Genomic DNA, 17,652 nt, shown 5'->3' with positions numbered 1-17,652 from the left:
CCCTTGGCGGGAGGAGGGTGGCTTCAGGCCTGGCGGGCGGGGATGCGCCGTTCCACCGTGCCCTGCGTGGCCCTGGCGCGCAGTTGCCCGCAGCCGCCGTCGATGTCCTGGCCGGCCGAGTTGCGCACCTTGGTCAGCACGCCGCGGCTGTGCAGGTAGCGCACCAGCTCGACGATCCGCTCCCCGCTCGGGCGCCGGTAGGCGTCGCCGTCCATGCTGTTGTAGGGGATCAGGTTCATCACCGCGAAGCGGCCCTTGAGCAGGCGCAGGATGCCGTCCATTTCCTCCAGGCTGTCGTTGATCCCTTCGAGCAGGGTCCATTGGTACTGGATCGGATAGTCGACCCGGCGGGCGTAGGCCTCGCCGGCTTCCACCAGTTCTTCCGGGCTCAGCGGCGGCGCCTTGGGCAACAGTTGCCGGCGCAGTTCGGCGCGGGTGCTGTGCAGGGACAGGGCGAGGGCGGGCTTCACCCGTTGCCGGGGCAGGCGCTCGAACACGCGGGGATCGCCGACGGTGGAGAACACCAGGTTCTTGTGGCCGATGCCGCCATCGGTGCCGAGCAGGTCGATGGCTTCGAGGACGTTGTCGAGGTTGTGCGCCGGCTCGCCCATGCCCATGAACACCACTTTCTTCACCGCTCGCCGACGGCGCGCCAGGACCACCTGGGCGACCATCTCCAGGCTGCCGACCTGGCGCAGCAGGCCGCTGCGGCCGGTCATGCAGAACACGCAGCCGACCGCGCAGCCGACCTGGGTCGAGACGCACAGCCCACCGCGCGGCAGCAGCACGCTTTCCACCATCTGCCGGTCGGCCAGTTCCACCAGCAGGCGCGACGAGCCGTCGCTCGCCGGATGCTCGCTGTGCAGGCGGGCGATGCCTTCCAGTTCCGCTGCTACCTGGGGCAGACCATGGCGTACGCCCAGCGGCAGGAAGTCCTCGGCCCGCTGGCGGGCGGTGCAGGCATCGAGGGCGCGGCCCTGCAGCCAGGCGCGGACGATCCTCCCGCAATGCAGGGGCTTGGCGCCGAGATCGGCGAGGCGCTGGTGGAGGTCTTGGCTACGCATGGGGCGCGCATCCTACCATTGCCCGTCATGAGGCGGTATGGCCGGCGCCGACGTGCTATCGTTGCGCTCCGCTCCACCGCAGCAACGGAACCGTTCCATGAAATTCGTCCACCAGCGCGAACACCTCAACGAAGACGACATCGTGGTCATCGAGTGCTCGCAGCAATGCAATATCCGCCTGATGAACGACGCCAATTTCCGCAGTTTCAAGAATGGCGGGCGGCATAGCTACCATGGCGGCGCCTTCGACCGCTTCCCGGCGAAGATCAAGGTGCCCAGCACCGGGTTCTGGAACATCACCATCGATACCGTGACCCGGCGCCCGATCAGCGTGACGCGCAAGCCGAACTTCAAGTGGTCGATCAAGTTCGTGCGCCGTTCCGGTTCGCAGTTCACCTGAGGGCGCGCGTCCCATGAGTGCGAAAATGGACGAGCAGGCGCTTCTGGCGTTGCTCCGCGAGCTGGCCATCGACAGCCAGCGGGTCGAGCATCCCGCGATCGCCTCCATCGAGGAATATTACGCGCAGGGCATCGAATTGCCCGACCAGGGCATCAAGAACCTGTTCCTGCGCAACCGCAAGGGTACTCGCCACTACCTGGTGCTGCTCGACGAGCGCAAGGAGGCCGACCTGCCGGGCATCGCTGAACAGATCGGCGAAAGCCGCCTGTCGTTCGCCTCGGTCGAGCGCCTGCGCGAATACCTCGGCGTCGAACTGGGCTGCGTGACGCCTTTCGCGCTGGTCAACGATCCGCAGCACAGGGTCGAGGTGTTGCTCGACGATGCCATCCGCCAGGACCAGTTGCTCGGTTTCCACCCGTTGGTGAATACCGCCACCGAGTGCATCCGCTACGCAGACCTGCTGGCTTTCCTCGCCCACACGGGGCATGAACCGCGCCTGATCCGGGCGTAGGTCGCAGCTTCGCGCCTGCCGGCACCAGGCCAGGTCATGCCGGCGCCGGTTTCACTCGAAGAAGTTGTGCCAGCAGTCGCTCAACGGGCCGACCTCGAAGGTCTTGCACCAGGGTTGGGCTTCCAGCCACAGGCGGGCGCTTTCCCGGTCCGCCTCGTCCAGGCTGCCGACCCGCGCCAGGCACAGGTAGCCGCTGATCTCCGCCTGTTCCGGCGAGCCGCCACCGCCGAACACCCAGCCCTGGGCCTCGACGAAGTCGATCAGATGGTCCAGCGCATCGTCGTGGGAGAGGGCGTTGCGGTCGTAGGTCAGTTCGAAGCTGAAGCCGAACTCCTGGAACTCGCCCAGGCGCAGTTTCTTGCGCAGGCGGCGCTTGCGCGGCTTTTCCATCTGCTCGGGAGTGAGGAATTTCATCGTCGCCTTCCTGGTCAGTCATCGTAGCCAAGGTTCGGCGCCAGCCAGCGCTCGCTGACGCTGGCTTCCTGGCCCTTGCGCTGGCTGTAGCGTTCCACCTGGTCCTTGTCGATCTTGCCGACCGCGAAGTACTGCGCCTGCGGGTGGGCGAAATACCAACCGCTGACCGCCGCGGCCGGGAACATCGCGTAGTGCTCGGTCAGGCTGACGCCGGACAGGCCCTGCGGATCGAGCAGTTCGAACAGAGTGCCTTTCTCGGTATGGTCGGGGCAGGCCGGGTAGCCCGGTGCCGGGCGGATGCCGACGTATTGCTCCTTGATCAAGGCCTCGTTGTCGAGGTGTTCGTCGCGGGCGTAGCCCCAGTACTCCTTGCGCACCCGCTCGTGCAGCCACTCGGCGCAGGCTTCGGCGAGGCGGTCGGCGAGCGCCTTGACCATGATGCTGTTGTAATCGTCGCCCTTGGCTTCGTACGCCTTGGCCACTTCCTCGGCGCCGATCCCGGCGGTGGTGATGAAGCCGCCGATGTAATCGCGCACGCCGCTTTCCTTCGGCGCGACGAAATCGGCCAGCGACAGGTTCGGCTTGCCGTCCGGCTTGATCGTCTGCTGCCGCAGGTGGTGCAGGGTGGCGAGGGTCTCGCCATCGGCGCCGTAGACCTCCAGGTCGTCGTGCTCGACCTGGTTGGCCGGCCAGAAGCCGAACACCGCGCGGGCCTTGATCAGCTTCTCGTCGATCAGCTTCTTCAGCATCGCCTGGGCGTCGTTGAACAACGAGGTGGCGGCCTCGCCGACCACCTCGTCGGTGAGGATGCGCGGGTACTTGCCGGCCAGGTCCCAGGAAATGAAGAACGGCGTCCAGTCGATGTACTCGGCGAGCACCGCGAGGTCGATCTCGTCGAGCACCCTGACGCCGGTGAAGGAAGGCGTCGGCGCCTGGTAGCCGGCCCAGTCGAACGCCGGCTTGTTGGCGATCGCCTGTTCGTAGCTCAGCCGCTCGGTGCGGGCGCTGCGGTTGGCCGTGCGTTCGCGGACCACCGCGTAGTCGGCGCGGGTGCGGGCCACGTAGTCGGCCTTCAGCTCCTTGGACAGCAGGCTGGTGGCCACGCCTACCGCGCGCGAGGCGTCGGTGACGTAGACCACCGCGTCGTTGCTGTACTGCGGATCGATCTTCACCGCGGTATGCGCCTTCGAGGTAGTGGCGCCGCCGATCATCAGCGGCAACTGGAAATTCTGCCGCTGCATTTCCTTGGCGACGTGGACCATCTCGTCCAGCGACGGCGTGATCAGGCCAGACAGGCCGATGATGTCGCATTTCTCGGCGATGGCGGTCTGCAGGATCTTCTCCGCCGGCACCATCACGCCGAGGTCGACCACGTCATAGCCGTTGCAGCCGAGCACCACGCCGACGATGTTCTTGCCGATGTCGTGCACGTCGCCCTTCACCGTGGCCATCAGGATCTTGCCCTTGGCTTCCGGCTTGTCGCCTTTCTCCGCCTCGATGAAGGGAATCAGGTGGGCCACCGCCTGCTTCATCACTCGCGCGGACTTGACCACCTGCGGGAGGAACATCTTGCCGGCGCCGAACAGGTCGCCGACCACGTTCATCCCGGACATCAGCGGACCTTCGATGACCTCGATGGGACGCGCACACTGCTGGCGGCATTCCTCGGTGTCCTCGACGATCCAGGTGGTGATGCCCTTGACCAGCGCATGCTCGAGGCGCTTCTCGACACTGTAGCTGCGCCATTCCTCGTCCTCGGCCTCCTTGACCGCGCCGCCGCCCTTGTAGTCGTCGGCGATCGCCAGCAGGGCCTCGGTGGCCTCGGGCGTGCGGTTGAGCACCACGTCCTCGACCCGGTCGCGCAGCGCTTTCGGAATCTCGTCGTAGATTTCCAGCTGGCCGGCGTTGACGATGCCCATGGTCAGGCCGTTGCGGATCGCGTAGTAGAGGAACACCGAGTGGATCGCCTCGCGTACCGGGTTGTTGCCGCGGAACGAGAAGGACACGTTGGACACCCCGCCCGAGCTCAGGGCGTAGGGCAGGTGGTCGCGGATGTAGGCGCAGGCGTTGATGAAATCGACCGCGTAGTTGTTGTGTTCCTCGATGCCGGTGGCGATGGCGAAGATGTTCGCATCGAAGATGATGTCTTCCGGTGGGAAGCCGACTTCGTCGACCAGGATGTCGTAGGAGCGCTTGCAGATTTCTTCCTTGCGCGCCTGGGTGTCGGCCTGGCCGTCCTCGTCGAAGGCCATCACCACCACCGCGGCGCCGTAGCGCTTGCACAGGCGGGCATGGTGCTTGAAGGCCTCGACGCCTTCCTTCATCGAGATCGAGTTGACGATGCCCTTGCCCTGGATGCACTTCAGGCCGGCCTCGATCACTTCCCACTTGGAGGAGTCGATCATGATCGGCACGCGCGAGATGTCGGGCTCGGAGGCGATCAGGTTGAGGAAGGTGACCATGGCCGCCTTCGAGTCCAGCATGCCTTCGTCCATGTTGATGTCGATCACCTGGGCGCCGGCTTCCACCTGCTGCTGGGCGACCTCGAGAGCTTCCGCGTAGTTTTCCTCGCGGATCAGCCGGGCGAACTTGGCCGAACCGGTGATGTTGGTGCGCTCGCCGACGTTGACGAACAGCGAGCTGCGGTCGATGGTGAACGGCTCCAGGCCGGACAGGCGACAGGCCCGGGGAATCTCCGGGATGGCCCGCGGCGGGTACTTGGCCACTGCCTTGGCGATCGCCTCGATGTGCGCCGGGGTGGTGCCGCAGCAGCCGCCGACGATATTGAGGAAGCCGGCGGCGGCGAATTCCTCGACCACCACGGCCATTTCCGCCGGCGATTCGTCGTATTCGCCGAAGGCGTTCGGCAGGCCGGCGTTGGGGTGGGCCGAGACATGAGTGTCGGCCTTGGTCGACAGTTCCTCGATGTACGGCCGCAATTCCTTGGCGCCGAGGGCGCAGTTCAGGCCTACCGAGATCGGCCGGGCATGCCGCACCGAGTTCCAGAAGGCCTCGGTGGTCTGGCCCGACAGGGTGCGGCCGGAGGCGTCGGTGATGGTTCCGGAGATCATGATCGGCAGCTCCACGCCGAGTTCCTCGAACACGCCCTGGACGGCGAAGATCGCCGCCTTGGCGTTGAGGGTGTCGAAGATGGTCTCGATCAGGATCAGGTCGGCGCCGCCTTCGATCAGGCCGCGGGTCGCCTCGACGTAGTTCTCCACCAGCTCGTCGAAGGTGACGTTGCGGTAGCCGGGGTTGTTCACGTCCGGGGAAATCGAGCAGGTGCGGCTGGTCGGGCCGAGCACGCCGGCGACGAAGCGCGGCTTGTCCGGGGTCTCGGCGGTCTTCGCGTCCGCCACCTGGCGGGCCAGGCGCGCCCCTTCGACGTTGAGTTCGTAGGCCAGCGACTGCATGCCGTAGTCGGCCTGGGACACCTGGGTGGCGTTGAAGGTGTTGGTCTCGAGGATGTCGGCGCCGGCGTCGAGGTAGGCCTTCTCGATGGCCTGGATCACGTCCGGGCGGCTCAGCAGCAAGAGGTCGTTGTTGCCTTTCACGTCGCTCGGCCAGTCGGCGAAGCGCTCGCCGCGGTAGTCGGCCTCTTCCAGCTTGTAGCTCTGGATCATGGTGCCCATGCCGCCATCGAGGATCAGGATACGTTCCCTGAGGGCGTGCTGGAGGGCTTGCAGGCGGGCGCTGCGATCGGTGAGCGGGCTGGACATGGATGGACCTGGCGTCAGTGGGCGGAAAGGTGAAAAGCATAACAAAGGCAGGGGCTTTCCGGCCGGGGGTGGTCGGACCATGAATTTCATTCAAGTTGAAGGATGTTCATTCGCGGGCCGGAAAAATCCCTGGCGCCGTTTTGTCGCAGTATACGGGCGGAATGCGGAGGTCGGAGTGCGCAGGCGGGCGGCGAAGGGACGGGCGAGTGGAGTCGGGATGCTCGTGGGGAATCGTGCTGCGAATGAGTCTGGCTCATTCGCAGCACGGCCTGAATCAACTGGCCCTGGGCAGGCTGCAACTGGCCAGGGAGTAGACGTAGTAGTTGAGGCGGTCGCGGTCGGTGCGATTCCACACCTGGCCGACCGACTTCAGGCCCTGGCTCTGGCCGACCGCGCCGGCGATGCTGCCGCACCAGCACATCGGGTACTTCTGCCGATACAGCGGACCGCTGATGACCACCGCGACGTGCCCGTAGGTGCGGCCCTTCAGGCCGGCGATCACCAGGAAGCCCTGGGCCGCCTTCTGCGCGGCCTCGGCGCCGGAGGCGAGCTTGGTCCAGCTCTGCTCCAGGCCGTCGACCATGGCGTTGGCGTTGCCGCGGGGCATCGGTACGCCCAGCTCGGCGGCCACCGACTGGACGAAGCCGGAACAGTTGTCCTTGTTCGGGGTGCCGGCCAGGTAGCTCTTGTCCCAGCTGTTCTTGCAGGCGTTGACGATGCATTGATCGAGACTGTCCATGTATCACCTATGCGTGTCGATAAGGGGCGCTCCGGCCCGGATCATTTCTTTGCGGTCTGGCAGAACGGCGCGAGCGAACGCTTCACGACCTTCGCGCAGCTGTCGACGGATTCGCCCGAGCATTTCTGACCCAGGCGCAGCCCGTCCTTGTCCACCGCCCAGCGCTGGCCGGAGATGTCCTCGCGGTGCACCACCTTGCAGGTGGCGCTGTCGTAGGACACCAGCTCGGCGCTGGAGCCGCTGAATTCATGCATCAGCACGCGCCGACCGTCCTGGCTCAGGAACACGCCGCCGCGCGACCAGATGCCGCCGTCCTCTATGCGGCAATCGTTGCCGCTGTCGCGGTCGGCCAGGTAGACCGGCGGTTCGGGAAAGGCATCGGGGTTGTCGTCGTTGGGATCCTCGTTGCTGAACATCACGCGGACGTGCTCGTCCTCGCCGCCAAACATGTTCGGCGAGCCGAACTGGGGCACGATTTCCAGCTGGGTGAAAGTACAGTCCGCCGCCTGGGCCGAAAGGCTCAGGAAGAGAGCGGCGAAGCTGCCGGCGAGCAGTTTCATGGGGCGGGTTCTCCGTTGGGCCGCCAGGGCGGCGAAAGGATGGACCAGGCCGCGCCGGGCGCGAACGGAAGCGCCGCCTGACGACAGCAGGCGGAAAGCGGCGAAGAGGGGACGTGGGGCGCACGCGAACGGGCGCGAATGGGGCGCGGCGAGTCGAAACATATCCCTGTTTCCTCGAAGTCATCGTCCTTGATCGCCAGGGCGGGCCTGGGAGCCCGGCTAGCATACGTGGCGGCCGAAGCCGGTGGAATGCTGGCGAAATGGCGGCTCATGCCCGGGGCGCGTTCGCCCGTCGTTGTGAAAGTGCGGCGCAGAGAGGCGGGTTTGCTAGAATCGCCCGTCGCCGAGTGAGGAGTGGTTCATGTTGCCAAGACCGTTGGTTGGGTTGGCCTTCGTTTTGTCGTCTTTTATCCAGTCTGTTTCCGCTGCTGAAATTTCCTATAGCCGTGACGTCCAGCCGATCTTTACCGCCAAGTGCGTCGCCTGCCACGCCTGCTACGATTCGCCCTGCCAGCTCAACCTGAGCAGCGCCGAGGGCGCGCAGCGCGGCGCCAACCAACTGCCGGTCTACGACGGCACGCGGACCAAGGCGCAGGAAACCACCCGCCTGTACCTCGATGCGCACGGTGCCGACGCCTGGCGGCGCAAGGACTTCTGGTCGGTGCTCGAACCGCAGGACGGCCAGGCCGCACTGATGGCGCGGATGCTCGAGCTTGGCCACAGCCAGCCGTTGCAGCCGAATGCGAAGATCCCCGAAGGCCTGGACATTTCGATCAACCGCGCCAACCAGTGCCCGACGCCGGCCAGCATCGATGCGTTCATCCGCAAGAACCCAGGTTCCGGCATGCCTTTCGCGGTGGCCGGGCTGAGCGACGACGAATACGCCACCTTGCAGAAGTGGCTGGCCGCGGGCGCCCCGGTCGACCAGCAGCCGTTGCGGCCGACCGCCGCCGAGGCGCGCCAGGTGGCCAGCTGGGAGCGTTTCCTCAACCAGCCTGGGGCCAAGCAGAGCCTGGTCTCGCGCTGGCTCTACGAGCACCTGTTCCTGGCGCACCTGTATTTCCCGGAGCAGGGCGCGCCCGGCCACTTCTTCCAGCTGGTGCGTTCGCGCACGCCCAGCGGCCAGCCGATCGACCCGATCCCGACCCGGCGTCCCAACGACGATCCGGGCAACAGCTTCTATTACCGCCTCTGGCCGATCCAGGGCGTGATCGTACACAAGACGCACATCACCTATCCGCTGACGGCGAAGAAGCTGGAACGCGTCCAGGAGCTGTTCTTCGGCACCCAGTGGAACACCGACAAGGTTCCCGGCTACGGCGTGCAGAGCCGTGCCAACCCGTTCGCCACCTTCGCCGCGATCCCGCCACGGGCGCGCTACCAGTTCATGCTGGACAACGCCGAATACTTCACCCGTACCTTCATCCGCGGGCCGGTGTGCCGTGGACAGATCGCCACCGACGTGATCCGCGACAACTTCTGGGTGGTATTCCAGGACCCCGAGCAGGACCTGTTCGTCACCGACGCCAACTTCCGCGCGCAGAGCGAGCCGCTGCTGGCCTTGCCGGGGCAGATCGACGAGCTGAAGAACCTGCTCGGCCTGTGGAGCGCCTACCGGGACAAGCGCAACGAGTACGAAGACCTGCGCCAGGACGTCTACGCCGACGCGCCGCCGCCGACCTGGAACACGCTCTGGCACGGCAACGACAACGCCCTGCTGAGCATCTTCCGCCAGTTCGACAGCGCCTCGGTGCGCAAGGGCCTGCTTGGCGAGGTACCGCAGACCCTGTGGCTGATGGACTATCCGCTGTTCGAGCGAACCTACTACGGGCTGGTGGTGAACTTCGATGTCTTCGGCAACGTCTCGCACCAGGCGCAGACGCGGCTGTACTTCGACCTGATCCGCAACGGCGCCGAGCAGAACTTCCTCCGCCTGATGCCGGTCGACGCGCGCCAGCCGTTGCTCGACGACTGGTACCAGAACAGCGGCAAGCTGAAGATGTGGATGGACTACCAGGCCTTCGACGACGACACGCCGAGCGCGCTGGGATTGCCGGAGAAGCAGCCGAAGAAGGCCTTCGCCGAAGAACTGCTGCGTCGCTACGGCGACCTCAATGCGCGTCCCGACCCGATCAACCGCTGCCTGGACGGCAACTGCTATCGACCGGGCATCGACCGCGAACTGCAGGACGCCGAGCAGGCCTTCAGTCGCCTGGTGAGCCGGCCGGCGGCCGGCCTCAAGGTCATCGAGCGCTTCCCCGAGGCGACCATGCTGCGGATACGTACGTCCAGCGGCAAGCGCGAGGTCTATACCGTGCTGCGCAACCGCGCGCACAGCAATGTCGCCTTCATGCTCGGCGAGTCGCTGCGCTACCAGCCGGGCCTGGACACCCTGACGATCTACCCGGGCGTGCTGTCCAGCTACCCGAACTTCATGTTCGATCTGCCGGCGACGGATGCCGAGGCCTTCGTCGGCGCCCTGGAGGCGGCGAAGAGCGGCGAGGACTTCGACAAGGTGGTCGAACGCTGGGGCGTGCGCCGCAGCAATCCGCAGTTCTGGAGCTACTTCCACGATCTCGAGGCGTACATCCGCGAAACCGAGCCGGTCGAGGCGGGCGCACTGGACATGAACCGCTACGAGAACCTCTGAGTCTCGCGACCCGCTCCACAAGGGGCGGGTCGGTTATCGCGAATTATTCCTACTAATTTACTAGGGCTTTATCCGCAAGTACCGATTGGCGTAAACTGTCGGCATATTTGCGAGGAGTTGCCATGAGCGCCATCACCATTACCGAAGCTGCCCAAGCGTATCTGGCCGAGTTGCTGGAGAAGCAGAGCACCCCGGGTATCGGCATTCGTATCTTCATCACCCAGCCGGGTACCCAGTACGCGGAAACCTGCATCGCCTACTGCAAGCCGGGCGAGGAAAAGGTCGAGGACACCGCCATCGCCCTGAAGGACTTCACTGCCTGGATCGATGCGGTCAGCGAGCCCTTCCTCGAAGATGCGGTGGTGGACTACGCCACCGACCGCATGGGCGGCCAGTTGACCATCAAGGCGCCGAACGCCAAGGTGCCGATGGTCAACGAGGACAGCCCGATCACCGAACGCATCAACTACTACCTGCAGACCGAGATCAATCCCGGGCTGGCCAGCCACGGCGGACAGGTGAGCCTGGTCGACGTGGTCGAGGACAACATCGCCGTGTTGCGTTTCGGCGGCGGTTGCCAGGGCTGCGGGATGGTCGACATGACCCTCAAGGATGGCGTCGAGAAGACCCTGATCGAGCGTATTCCCGAACTGAAGGGCGTGCGTGACGTGACCGACCACAGCAACAAGGAGAACGCCTACTACTGAGGCGTTTCCGTAAAGCAGAAGAGGCGACCGCAAGGTCGCCTTTTTCGTTGCCGGCGTTTCAGCGCGACAGCGTCCGCGTTCGTCGTACCGGCCAGAGCAGTGCCAGCGCCACCAGCAGCGCCGGCCAGACCAGCAGGTTCACCGCGTTCCAGCCAAGGCTGGTGATCAGGGCGCCGGAGCCGAACGACATCAGCGCCGCCACCAGGCTGTTGCCTTGCTCCATCAATCCTTGCGCGGCGCCGCGCTCGCTTTCGGCGTGGCCCTCGCCGAGCAGGGTGGTGCCGGCGATGAGCATCAGGTTCCAGCCGCTGCCCAGGGCCAGCGAACTGAGCAGGAAATGCGTGACCGACTGCCCGTCCAGGGCGATGCCGGCACTTGCGGCGAGCAGGAACGCGCCGAGCAGGGCGACGCGACGGTTGCCGATGCGGTCGACCAGCGGTCCGGCGAAGAACGCCGGAAGGAACATTCCCAGCACGTGCCATTGGATGACCCGACTCGACTGTTCCAGCGGCAGGCCGCAGAAGCTCATGGCCAGCGGCGTGGCGTTCATGATCAGGATCATCAACCCGTGTCCGGCCGCGGTGCAGGCGATGGCCGCGCGGACCACCGGCCGCCGCAACAGGCCGCCTATGTCGCGCCAGGCGAGTCGTGCCGGGCGTGGCGCCTGGCCTTCGCGGAGCAGGGCCATCAGCAGCAGGCCGGCGAGGGCCAGCACGGCGATCAGCAGATAGGCGCCGACGAAGGGCTGGGCCAGCGCGTTGCGTGACCACAGCGCCAGGCTCGGCGCCAGCAGCGCGGCGAGTACTCCGCCGGCGAGCACGTAGGCGCTGGCGCGGCCTTTCCGCCCGGCATCCACCGCCTCCAGCGCGGCGAACCGGTAGTACATGGCCGAGGCCTGGTAGACCCCGATGCCCAGCGCGCCGAGACAGAACCAGAGGAAATCGCCAGTCCAGACACCGGCGGCGCAGACCAGGCCGCCGAGCACGCCGCCGCCGGCGCCGAGCATCAGCCCGGGACGTCGGCCGTGGCGCTGCATGAAGTGCGACAACGGCTGCACCGCCAGCAGGTTGCCCAGCACCAGCAGGGCCAGGGGCAGGGTGGCCAGGCTGTTCAACGGCGCCAGCTGGACGCCGACCAGGGCGGTCAGGGTTATGCCGATCAGCGAGCAGGACCAGTACAGGGCCTGGCCGCAGAACAGCAGGAGCAGGGTCGGGTTGCGTAGCAGCATGGCGTCACTCCGGACAACCGCCGGGCCTGACGACGCGTCGGCTGGAGGCGGGGTGACGGGCTAGCGCATCCCGCGGACGCCTTGGCCGGGCCAGCAGTTCGCCGCCGCAGTTCGGGCACTGGCCGCCCAGGCGGACCGTCGCGCAGTCGCGGCAGAAGGTGCACTCGAAGGTGCAGATCAGCGCGTCGCCGCTGTCGCCGGGCAGGTCGCGGTCGCAGCACTCGCAGTTGGGGCGCAGTTCCAGCATGGGAAGGTCCTCGGTGGGAGCGTCAGGCCAGCATGCCGAAGCGTTCGGCGTATTCCTGGGGGCTGACCGAAAGATGCTTGTGGAACGTCCGCCGGAGGTTTTCCGGATGGCCGAAGCCGCACAGCCGGGACACCGTGGCGATCGACGCCTGGGCGTCCTGCAGCAGGGCGCGCGCGGCCTCCAGGCGAACCCGCTCGACGTAGCGACCGGGCGCCACGCCCAGTTCCTGGAGAAATACCCGGGACAGCGTACGCGGGCTCATGCAGGCCTGGTCGGCGAGGGCTTCCAGGGACAGGTCGCCGGCGAGGTTGGCGGGAATCCACTCCAGCAGCGCGGCCAGACGCGGGGTGCGGCTCGGTTCCGGGGTCAGCCAGGCGCTGAACTGGGCCTGGCCGCCAGGACGCTTGAGGAACATCACCAGGCGTCGCGCGACGCTGAGCGCCAGGCTGCGGCCGAGGTCGGCCTCGACCAGCGCCAGGGCCAGGTCGATTCCCGCCGTGACGCCGGCCGAGGTGAAGATGTGGGCGTCGCCGTCGCGGCACCGCGGGTCGTAGGTGTGCAGGCGGTCGCCTTGCACATGGACGCCGGGAAACCCCTGGCGCAGCGTCGCCACGTCGGCCCAGTGGGTGGTCGCCGGGCGCCCGTCGAGAACCCCGGCGGCGGCCAGGATCAGCGCTCCCGAACACACCGAGCCGAGCCGCCGTATGCACGGTTCGGCGGCTTTCAGCCAGGCGAGCAGGTCGGCGTTGCGGGTCTGCGCCTCGACACCGAGGCCGCCGGGCACCAACAGGGTGTCCAGGCTTTCCGGCGGACAGTCGCGCCAGGCGAGGTCGGCGCAGATGCGGATGCCCGCGGAACTGGGCACCGCTTCGCTACGCTCGCCGAGCACCTGTATCCGGTAGAAAGGCGGCAGGCCCTGGCGCTGGCGTTCGACGTTGGCCGAGGCGAATACCTGCAGCGGTCCGGTCACGTCCAGGCTCATCACGTCGGGATAGATCAGGCAGGCAATCAGGCGCGGTTCGGGCATGGCACAACCTCATGGCGATGGCGGCAGTCTGGCGTCCTTCGGGCCTGGCCGCAATGCCAGTCGGCCCACGGATCTTGCCATTCGCTCGCCCGGGGCGTCCCGCTGCGCCGATGGTTGGTATCGCCTCGGCACGCCGCATGCCCTATTGTCTGGTAACGGGTGATGGCTTTTTGACTCATCGCTGCAGAGGCGCCAGGGTATTGTCGTCCAGGCCTGTTTCAGCGTTCGGTCCGAGGTAGGGGAGTCAGCATGCTTGCACGCGACAGCCTGGTACAGGCTGGTCTGCCGGATAATCCGTATGCGCGCCAGTTGCGCAACGGCTTTCGTTGGTTGCGGTTCGAAAAGGAGCTGGAAAACGAGTTTCGCGAGTTTCTCAGCTGGAACTCGCTGATGCAGCGGCGCGCTGCCATCGGGGTGGCGTTCCTGATCTGGGCACTGTTCATCGTGGCCGACTGGATGATGGTGGACATCCGCCTGCACCCCAGCCTGTTCGAGCAACTGCTGGGCGTGCGCCTGGGAATGATCGGCCTACTGCTGGTGGTCTGGCCGGCGGCCTTCCTGCCCAGCCTGCGCAAGGTCGGCGATGCCATCGCGCCCTACTGCCTGCTGCTGATCAACCTGGCGGTGCTGGCCTGCGACGTGCTGTTCGAGTGGCATGGGGTGCCGCGCTTCACCCAACTGGGCGCGACCCTGGGCATCCTCGCGGTGTTCTTCCCGCTCGGCCTGGCGTTCTGGGCCTGCGTGCGCCTGGCGTTGCTGTGCCTGGCCCTGAACCTGGCGGTATTCCTGCTTTTCGGCGGCGAAGAGAACCTGCGTACCAACCTGCTGAATACGCTCTACAACGGCCTGGTGGTCCTGATCTGTTCGTTCGCCCTGTACCTGCAGGACTACGCCCAGCGCGAGCAGTTCCTCGGCCGGCGGCTGCTGGGCATGATGGCCGAACAGGACAGCCTCACCGGCCTGGTCAACCGGCGCTACTACGAGCTGCTCGCCCAGCGGGCCCTGGAGCAGGGCGCCCGCGAAGAAAAGGGAGTGGCGCTGATCCTGGTGGATGTCGACGACTTCAAGGCCTACAACGACCACTACGGGCATCCGGCCGGCGATGCCGCCCTGCGCCAGCTTGGCGTCGTGCTCCGGCAGGGCGCGCGGCGGCCGCTGGATATCGCCGCGCGCCTGGGCGGGGAGGAGTTCGCCGTGTTGCTCTACGACAGCGAGGAGGGCAACACCCTGGCCATCGCCGAGCGCCTGCGGCAGGCGGTGGAGGCGCTGGGCATCGAGCACCTGGGCTCCAGCGCCGGCCCCTGCCTGACCATCAGCCTGGGGGTGGCCTATTCGACCTCCGGCATGGGCCTGGACGCGCTCTATCGCGAGGCCGACCGCGCGCTCTACGAGGCCAAGGATGCAGGGCGCAACGCGGTGCGCGTGGCGTTCCGGCAGCACGACCGCCTCGAATAGAGGAAACGAAAAAGGCGCCCATGGGCGCCTTTCGTCGTATGGAGCGGCTCAGCCTTGGCTGGGCATACTCCAGTCCTGCAGGTTGTAGCCGTTGTGGCTGAGTTCTTCGCGTGCCTGTTGCAGCAGGCCGGCAAGCTGCTCCGGATCGGAGTAGGCGGAGCTCGGAATGCGCGCACGGCCCAGCAGGCGGGTGCCGGTGCGATCGACTACGGACAGGCTCAGGCCGCCGTCACTGCCTAGCTCGGACCAGGCAACGCACTGGTATGGCTGGAAGGCGCGCCCGGTGATCAGCAAAGCCTCGTTGAAACGGAGCGTAGCGTTCATGGGAGTCGGTCTCTCTCGTTCATGTCTGTGTGGAACATGGGTGGCGCTTCCCGGCTCCACCGTGTTCGGTCACGCTAACTGATGCTTTCGAAAGCGAAAAAGTCACGGCGTGGCGCGTTTGTGCAACAGGTTGTCGCTTTTTCGAAGGGTTTTAGCGTGCCGAAGCGGCTAGGCGCGGTGTTTTGTCGCAGAACTCCAGGAGGGCGGCCAGGCCGCCTTGCGCTCGCCGCCCGCGCCTGCACAGCCTAGAATGGCGGCCCACCTGTGGCAGCGGACCGCTTCGCATGGATATCGACCTCGCCCGTACCTTCCTGGAGATCGCCCGCAGCGGTAGCTTCGTCGCTGCCGCGGAACGCCTGCACCTGACCCAGACCGCCGTCACCGCGCGCATCCAGAACCTCGAAGGGCAACTCGGCTGCCGGCTGTTCGTGCGCAACCGCGCGGGCGCGCGCCTGACCGCCGACGGCGAGCACTTCCTCGGCTACGCCAGCCAACTGGTGCAGACCTGGGATGCGGCGCGACGCGACCTGCCGCTGCCGGACGGCTTCCGCAACCTGCTCAACCTCGGCGGCGAGGTCAGCCTGTGCAATCCGCTGCTGCTGAACTGGATGCGGCGCCTGCGCGAGGCGATTCCCGGCCACGCCGTGCGGGTCGAGATCGGCCAGGGTGCCGACCTGCTCAAGCAACTGGAGCAGGGCGCGCTGGACGCCGCGCTGGTCTACCAGCCGGAATACTGGCCGGGGCTGCAGGTCGAGCAGTTGCTGGAGGAAAAGCTGGTGATGGTGCGTTCCGTGCTATCCGCGGAGCCTTATCTGTATGTCGACTGGGGCCCGGATTTCCGCAGCCAGCACGATGCCGCGCTGCCGGACCGGGCCAAGGCCGCGCTGGCCTGCAACCTCGGTCCGCTGGCCCTGCAGTACATCATGCAGAACGGCGGCAGCGGTTATTTCCGTACCCGGGTGGTGAGCAGTTACCTGGATGGCGGCACCCTGCAACGGGTCGAGCAGGCGCCGGAGTTCGCCTACCCGACCTACCTGGTGTACTCCCGCGAGCGCCTGTCGCCGACCCTGCGCCATGCGTTCCAGTTGCTGCGCGAAGTGGTCCGCGAGGACAGCGACTGGTCGCAGCGCTGGGACTACGTGATCTGATCGGCCTGGCCCAGGTGCTGCAGCCAGTTGCGGTAGAGCGCGGCGATCAGGTCGGTCTGGCTGACGATGCCGACCAGGTAGCCGGCCTCGTTGAGCACCGGCAGGCAGTGCAGGCCTTCGTCGGATAGCAGCGAGACCAGTTCGACGGCGTGGGTGTCGGCCTGTACGCAGACCACCGGGGTGGTCATGATCGTCTTCAGCTTGGTCCCGCGCAGGAAGCGCAGGCGCTTGAACGGGCTGCCGTCGGGGCGGAAGTGCTTGAGCAGGTCGCTCTGGGTGACGATGCCGGCCAGCCGCCGATGCTCGTCGAGCACCGGCAGGGCCTTCAGACGGTGTTCCTGCAACTGCTTCCAGGCGTCGTCGATGAAGGTCTCGGTGCTGGCGGTCTGCACGTCGCGGGACATGATCCGTGCCGCGGTCAGCTCGCCCATGCGCCGGCGCAAGGCGTAGCGCTCGGTATGGTGGATCAGTCGCTCGAGGTCGTCGCGGGTGATGTCGACGTATTCGCCGAAGTCTTGCAGCGCCTGGTCCAGGTCCCGGGCGGAGAAGTCCGTTCGCGCGCTCGGCGCCAGGTCGCGGGTGCCATGGAGATTGGCCCGCGGCGGCTGGTAGGGGCGCGGGTAGGGAGAGCGCATCAGGTTGTTGTAGAGCAGCGCGCAGCCGATCAGCACCAGGGTGGAGAGCAGGATCGGCCAGACCACGTCGATGCCGAGTTCGCTTAGGGACGGGTTGAGGGCCACGCTCAGGGCCAGCGCGCAACTCGGCGGATGCAGGCAGCGCAGGGCGAACATCAGCAGCATGCCGAGGGCCATGCCGACCAGGGCCGGGGCCAGATCGTGTCCGAACCAGTAGGCGCTGAGGCCGCCGGCCAGGGCGGCGACCAGGTTGCCGCCGAGCATCGACCAGGGTTGCGCCAGGGGGCTGGAGGCGAGGGCGAACAGTAGTACGGCGGATGCGCCGAGCGGCGCTGCCAGGCGCAGCGCCAGTTCGCTGCCGAACAACGCCTGGCAGGCTAATACCGCGGCGAGCGCGCCGATGCAGGCACCGAGTCCGGCGCGCAGGCAGTCGCGCGGTCGAGCGTTCAGGGTCAGGGGGCGGAAGCCTTTCAGCCAGGTGCGTACGGCGGTGCTGGGGGAGTCGTTCATGGAACTCTTCGAAGCGAAAGAAAGGGGCCGTTGCCGGCCCCGTAAGGCACTTTCGTGCTGGAGGCATCCATCCCTGGATGATGGAGTCGGTTCAGGCGAGGAACGGCGGGCCGGCGGCCTCGCGGGATTCCTTGAGGGGGCGGACCACCTGCCGGCAGATCTTGCCGGTATCCCGGGCGACCCGGCGGGCGGCCTCGGGATCGTCGGCGAACGGCAGCAGGGCGGCCTGTTCGCGTTCCTCGCGGGTACTGCCGGCGAGGCTGAGGGCGAGGCCGAGCGCCAGGGTGGAGAGGCACAGCAGGGACAACAGCATG

Annotated in this window: 17 protein-coding genes; 6 read left to right on the top strand and 11 right to left on the bottom strand. The window is 66.7% G+C overall.

What is annotated here, in order from left to right; all coding sequences use genetic code 11:
* Window positions 1–23: 23 nt before the first annotated feature.
* Complete coding sequence (locus tag ACYAF3_RS27635) at window positions 24–1,064, bottom strand: RNA methyltransferase (protein ID WP_003122825.1); 1,041 nt, start codon at window positions 1,062–1,064, stop codon at window positions 24–26.
* A gap of 97 nt (window positions 1,065–1,161) precedes the next feature.
* Here ACYAF3_RS27635 and ACYAF3_RS27630 point away from each other — a divergent pair, with 97 nt between their 5' ends.
* Window positions 1,162–1,464 carry a DUF1883 domain-containing protein gene (locus tag ACYAF3_RS27630; protein WP_003088019.1) on the top strand — a complete coding sequence of 101 codons (303 nt, stop codon included), beginning with the start codon at window positions 1,162–1,164 and terminating at the stop codon, window positions 1,462–1,464.
* A gap of 13 nt (window positions 1,465–1,477) precedes the next feature.
* The gene (locus ACYAF3_RS27625) at window positions 1,478–1,975 is read left to right on the top strand and encodes a prolyl-tRNA synthetase associated domain-containing protein (RefSeq protein WP_003144704.1); all 498 of its coding nucleotides are present in this window, start codon (window positions 1,478–1,480) and stop codon (window positions 1,973–1,975) included.
* A gap of 51 nt (window positions 1,976–2,026) precedes the next feature.
* Here ACYAF3_RS27625 and ACYAF3_RS27620 read toward each other — a convergent pair whose 3' ends face one another.
* The 4 genes from ACYAF3_RS27620 to tsi1 all read right to left on the bottom strand — a co-directional run bounded on the left by ACYAF3_RS27620 (window position 2,027) and on the right by tsi1 (window position 7,407).
* Window positions 2,027–2,389 (bottom strand): YggL 50S ribosome-binding family protein, encoded by a 363-nt coding sequence (locus ACYAF3_RS27620; RefSeq protein ID WP_003098191.1) that lies wholly within the window; start codon window positions 2,387–2,389, stop codon window positions 2,027–2,029.
* A 14-nt stretch (window positions 2,390–2,403) separates the two neighbouring features.
* The gene (metH, locus tag ACYAF3_RS27615) at window positions 2,404–6,108 is read right to left on the bottom strand and encodes a methionine synthase (RefSeq protein WP_003088025.1); all 3,705 of its coding nucleotides are present in this window, start codon (window positions 6,106–6,108) and stop codon (window positions 2,404–2,406) included.
* A 274-nt stretch (window positions 6,109–6,382) separates the two neighbouring features.
* Window positions 6,383–6,847, bottom strand: a complete 465-nt coding sequence (tse1, locus tag ACYAF3_RS27610; RefSeq protein WP_003088027.1) for a type VI secretion system effector peptidoglycanhydrolase Tse1 — start codon at window positions 6,845–6,847, stop codon at window positions 6,383–6,385.
* Between the two features lie 41 nt (window positions 6,848–6,888).
* Window positions 6,889–7,407, bottom strand: a complete 519-nt coding sequence (gene tsi1, locus ACYAF3_RS27605) for a type IV secretion system immunity protein Tsi1 (protein WP_003120232.1) — start codon at window positions 7,405–7,407, stop codon at window positions 6,889–6,891.
* A 361-nt stretch (window positions 7,408–7,768) separates the two neighbouring features.
* On the opposite strand from tsi1, the gene ACYAF3_RS27600 reads away from it, so the two are divergent.
* Entirely contained in the window at window positions 7,769–10,057 is a 2,289-nt protein-coding gene (locus tag ACYAF3_RS27600) for a fatty acid cis/trans isomerase (protein WP_019726096.1), read from the top strand.
* A gap of 122 nt (window positions 10,058–10,179) precedes the next feature.
* Window positions 10,180–10,764, top strand: a complete 585-nt coding sequence (gene nfuA, locus ACYAF3_RS27595; protein ID WP_003088034.1) for a Fe-S biogenesis protein NfuA — start codon at window positions 10,180–10,182, stop codon at window positions 10,762–10,764.
* 58 nt (window positions 10,765–10,822) lie between these two features.
* Here the strand turns inward: nfuA and ACYAF3_RS27590 are convergent, their stop codons facing one another.
* The 3 genes from ACYAF3_RS27590 to ACYAF3_RS27580 are packed head-to-tail and all read right to left on the bottom strand — an operon-like array spanning window position 10,823 to window position 13,266.
* Entirely contained in the window at window positions 10,823–11,992 is a 1,170-nt protein-coding gene (locus ACYAF3_RS27590) for an MFS transporter (protein WP_009876266.1), read from the bottom strand.
* Between the two features lie 4 nt (window positions 11,993–11,996).
* Window positions 11,997–12,239 (bottom strand): DUF1272 domain-containing protein, encoded by a 243-nt coding sequence (locus tag ACYAF3_RS27585; RefSeq protein WP_003113606.1) that lies wholly within the window; start codon window positions 12,237–12,239, stop codon window positions 11,997–11,999.
* A gap of 22 nt (window positions 12,240–12,261) precedes the next feature.
* A complete protein-coding gene (locus tag ACYAF3_RS27580) occupies window positions 12,262–13,266 on the bottom strand; it encodes a GlxA family transcriptional regulator (protein ID WP_003113607.1) in 1,005 nt (334 codons plus the stop codon).
* 249 nt (window positions 13,267–13,515) lie between these two features.
* On the opposite strand from ACYAF3_RS27580, the gene ACYAF3_RS27575 reads away from it, so the two are divergent.
* The gene (locus ACYAF3_RS27575) at window positions 13,516–14,721 is read left to right on the top strand and encodes a GGDEF domain-containing protein (protein WP_003098203.1); all 1,206 of its coding nucleotides are present in this window, start codon (window positions 13,516–13,518) and stop codon (window positions 14,719–14,721) included.
* A 48-nt stretch (window positions 14,722–14,769) separates the two neighbouring features.
* Here ACYAF3_RS27575 and ACYAF3_RS27570 read toward each other — a convergent pair whose 3' ends face one another.
* Window positions 14,770–15,045, bottom strand: coding sequence for a hypothetical protein (locus ACYAF3_RS27570; protein WP_003098204.1), 276 nt, complete (start codon window positions 15,043–15,045; stop codon window positions 14,770–14,772).
* Between the two features lie 284 nt (window positions 15,046–15,329).
* Between ACYAF3_RS27570 and ACYAF3_RS27565 the strand changes: the two genes are divergently transcribed.
* Window positions 15,330–16,193: a LysR family transcriptional regulator gene (locus ACYAF3_RS27565; RefSeq protein ID WP_003098205.1), complete on the top strand. Its 864-nt coding sequence runs from the start codon at window positions 15,330–15,332 to the stop codon at window positions 16,191–16,193.
* Here the strand turns inward: ACYAF3_RS27565 and ACYAF3_RS27560 are convergent.
* Both ACYAF3_RS27560 and ACYAF3_RS27555 read right to left on the bottom strand, forming a co-directional pair.
* Window positions 16,181–17,338 carry a CBS domain-containing protein gene (locus ACYAF3_RS27560; protein ID WP_034022196.1) on the bottom strand — a complete coding sequence of 386 codons (1,158 nt, stop codon included), beginning with the start codon at window positions 17,336–17,338 and terminating at the stop codon, window positions 16,181–16,183. The genes ACYAF3_RS27565 and ACYAF3_RS27560 overlap by 13 nt on opposite strands.
* Window positions 17,339–17,429: 91 nt before the next feature.
* Complete coding sequence (locus ACYAF3_RS27555; protein ID WP_019726097.1) at window positions 17,430–17,651, bottom strand: hypothetical protein; 222 nt, start codon at window positions 17,649–17,651, stop codon at window positions 17,430–17,432.
* Window position 17,652: the final 1 nt, after the last annotated feature.

Source organism: Pseudomonas sp. TZ252 (assembly GCF_056110345.1).
The sequence above is the reverse complement of the archived record's forward strand: the minus strand, read 5'-3'. Positions and strand labels throughout refer to the sequence as shown.

Excerpts from the sequence above, each read along its gene's own strand:
- ACYAF3_RS27620 (WP_003098191.1), bottom strand. The coding sequence starts at position 2,389 with ATGAAATTCCTCACTCCCGAGCAGATGGAAAAGCCGCGCAAGCGCCGC.
- nfuA (WP_003088034.1), top strand. The coding sequence starts at position 10,180 with ATGAGCGCCATCACCATTACCGAAGCTGCCCAAGCGTATCTGGCCGAG.
- ACYAF3_RS27570 (WP_003098204.1), bottom strand. The coding sequence starts at position 15,045 with ATGAACGCTACGCTCCGTTTCAACGAGGCTTTGCTGATCACCGGGCGC.
- ACYAF3_RS27565 (WP_003098205.1), top strand. The coding sequence starts at position 15,330 with ATGGATATCGACCTCGCCCGTACCTTCCTGGAGATCGCCCGCAGCGGT.
- ACYAF3_RS27600 (WP_019726096.1), top strand. The coding sequence starts at position 7,769 with ATGTTGCCAAGACCGTTGGTTGGGTTGGCCTTCGTTTTGTCGTCTTTT.
- ACYAF3_RS27580 (WP_003113607.1), bottom strand. The coding sequence starts at position 13,266 with ATGCCCGAACCGCGCCTGATTGCCTGCCTGATCTATCCCGACGTGATG.
- ACYAF3_RS27585 (WP_003113606.1), bottom strand. The coding sequence starts at position 12,239 with ATGCTGGAACTGCGCCCCAACTGCGAGTGCTGCGACCGCGACCTGCCC.
- tsi1 (WP_003120232.1), bottom strand. The coding sequence starts at position 7,407 with ATGAAACTGCTCGCCGGCAGCTTCGCCGCTCTCTTCCTGAGCCTTTCG.
- ACYAF3_RS27575 (WP_003098203.1), top strand. The coding sequence starts at position 13,516 with ATGCTTGCACGCGACAGCCTGGTACAGGCTGGTCTGCCGGATAATCCG.
- ACYAF3_RS27625 (WP_003144704.1), top strand. The coding sequence starts at position 1,478 with ATGAGTGCGAAAATGGACGAGCAGGCGCTTCTGGCGTTGCTCCGCGAG.
- ACYAF3_RS27560 (WP_034022196.1), bottom strand. The coding sequence starts at position 17,338 with ATGAACGACTCCCCCAGCACCGCCGTACGCACCTGGCTGAAAGGCTTC.
- tse1 (WP_003088027.1), bottom strand. The coding sequence starts at position 6,847 with ATGGACAGTCTCGATCAATGCATCGTCAACGCCTGCAAGAACAGCTGG.
- ACYAF3_RS27635 (WP_003122825.1), bottom strand. The coding sequence starts at position 1,064 with ATGCGTAGCCAAGACCTCCACCAGCGCCTCGCCGATCTCGGCGCCAAG.
- ACYAF3_RS27590 (WP_009876266.1), bottom strand. The coding sequence starts at position 11,992 with ATGCTGCTACGCAACCCGACCCTGCTCCTGCTGTTCTGCGGCCAGGCC.
- ACYAF3_RS27630 (WP_003088019.1), top strand. The coding sequence starts at position 1,162 with ATGAAATTCGTCCACCAGCGCGAACACCTCAACGAAGACGACATCGTG.
- metH (WP_003088025.1), bottom strand. The coding sequence starts at position 6,108 with ATGTCCAGCCCGCTCACCGATCGCAGCGCCCGCCTGCAAGCCCTCCAG.
- ACYAF3_RS27555 (WP_019726097.1), bottom strand. The coding sequence starts at position 17,651 with ATGCTGTTGTCCCTGCTGTGCCTCTCCACCCTGGCGCTCGGCCTCGCC.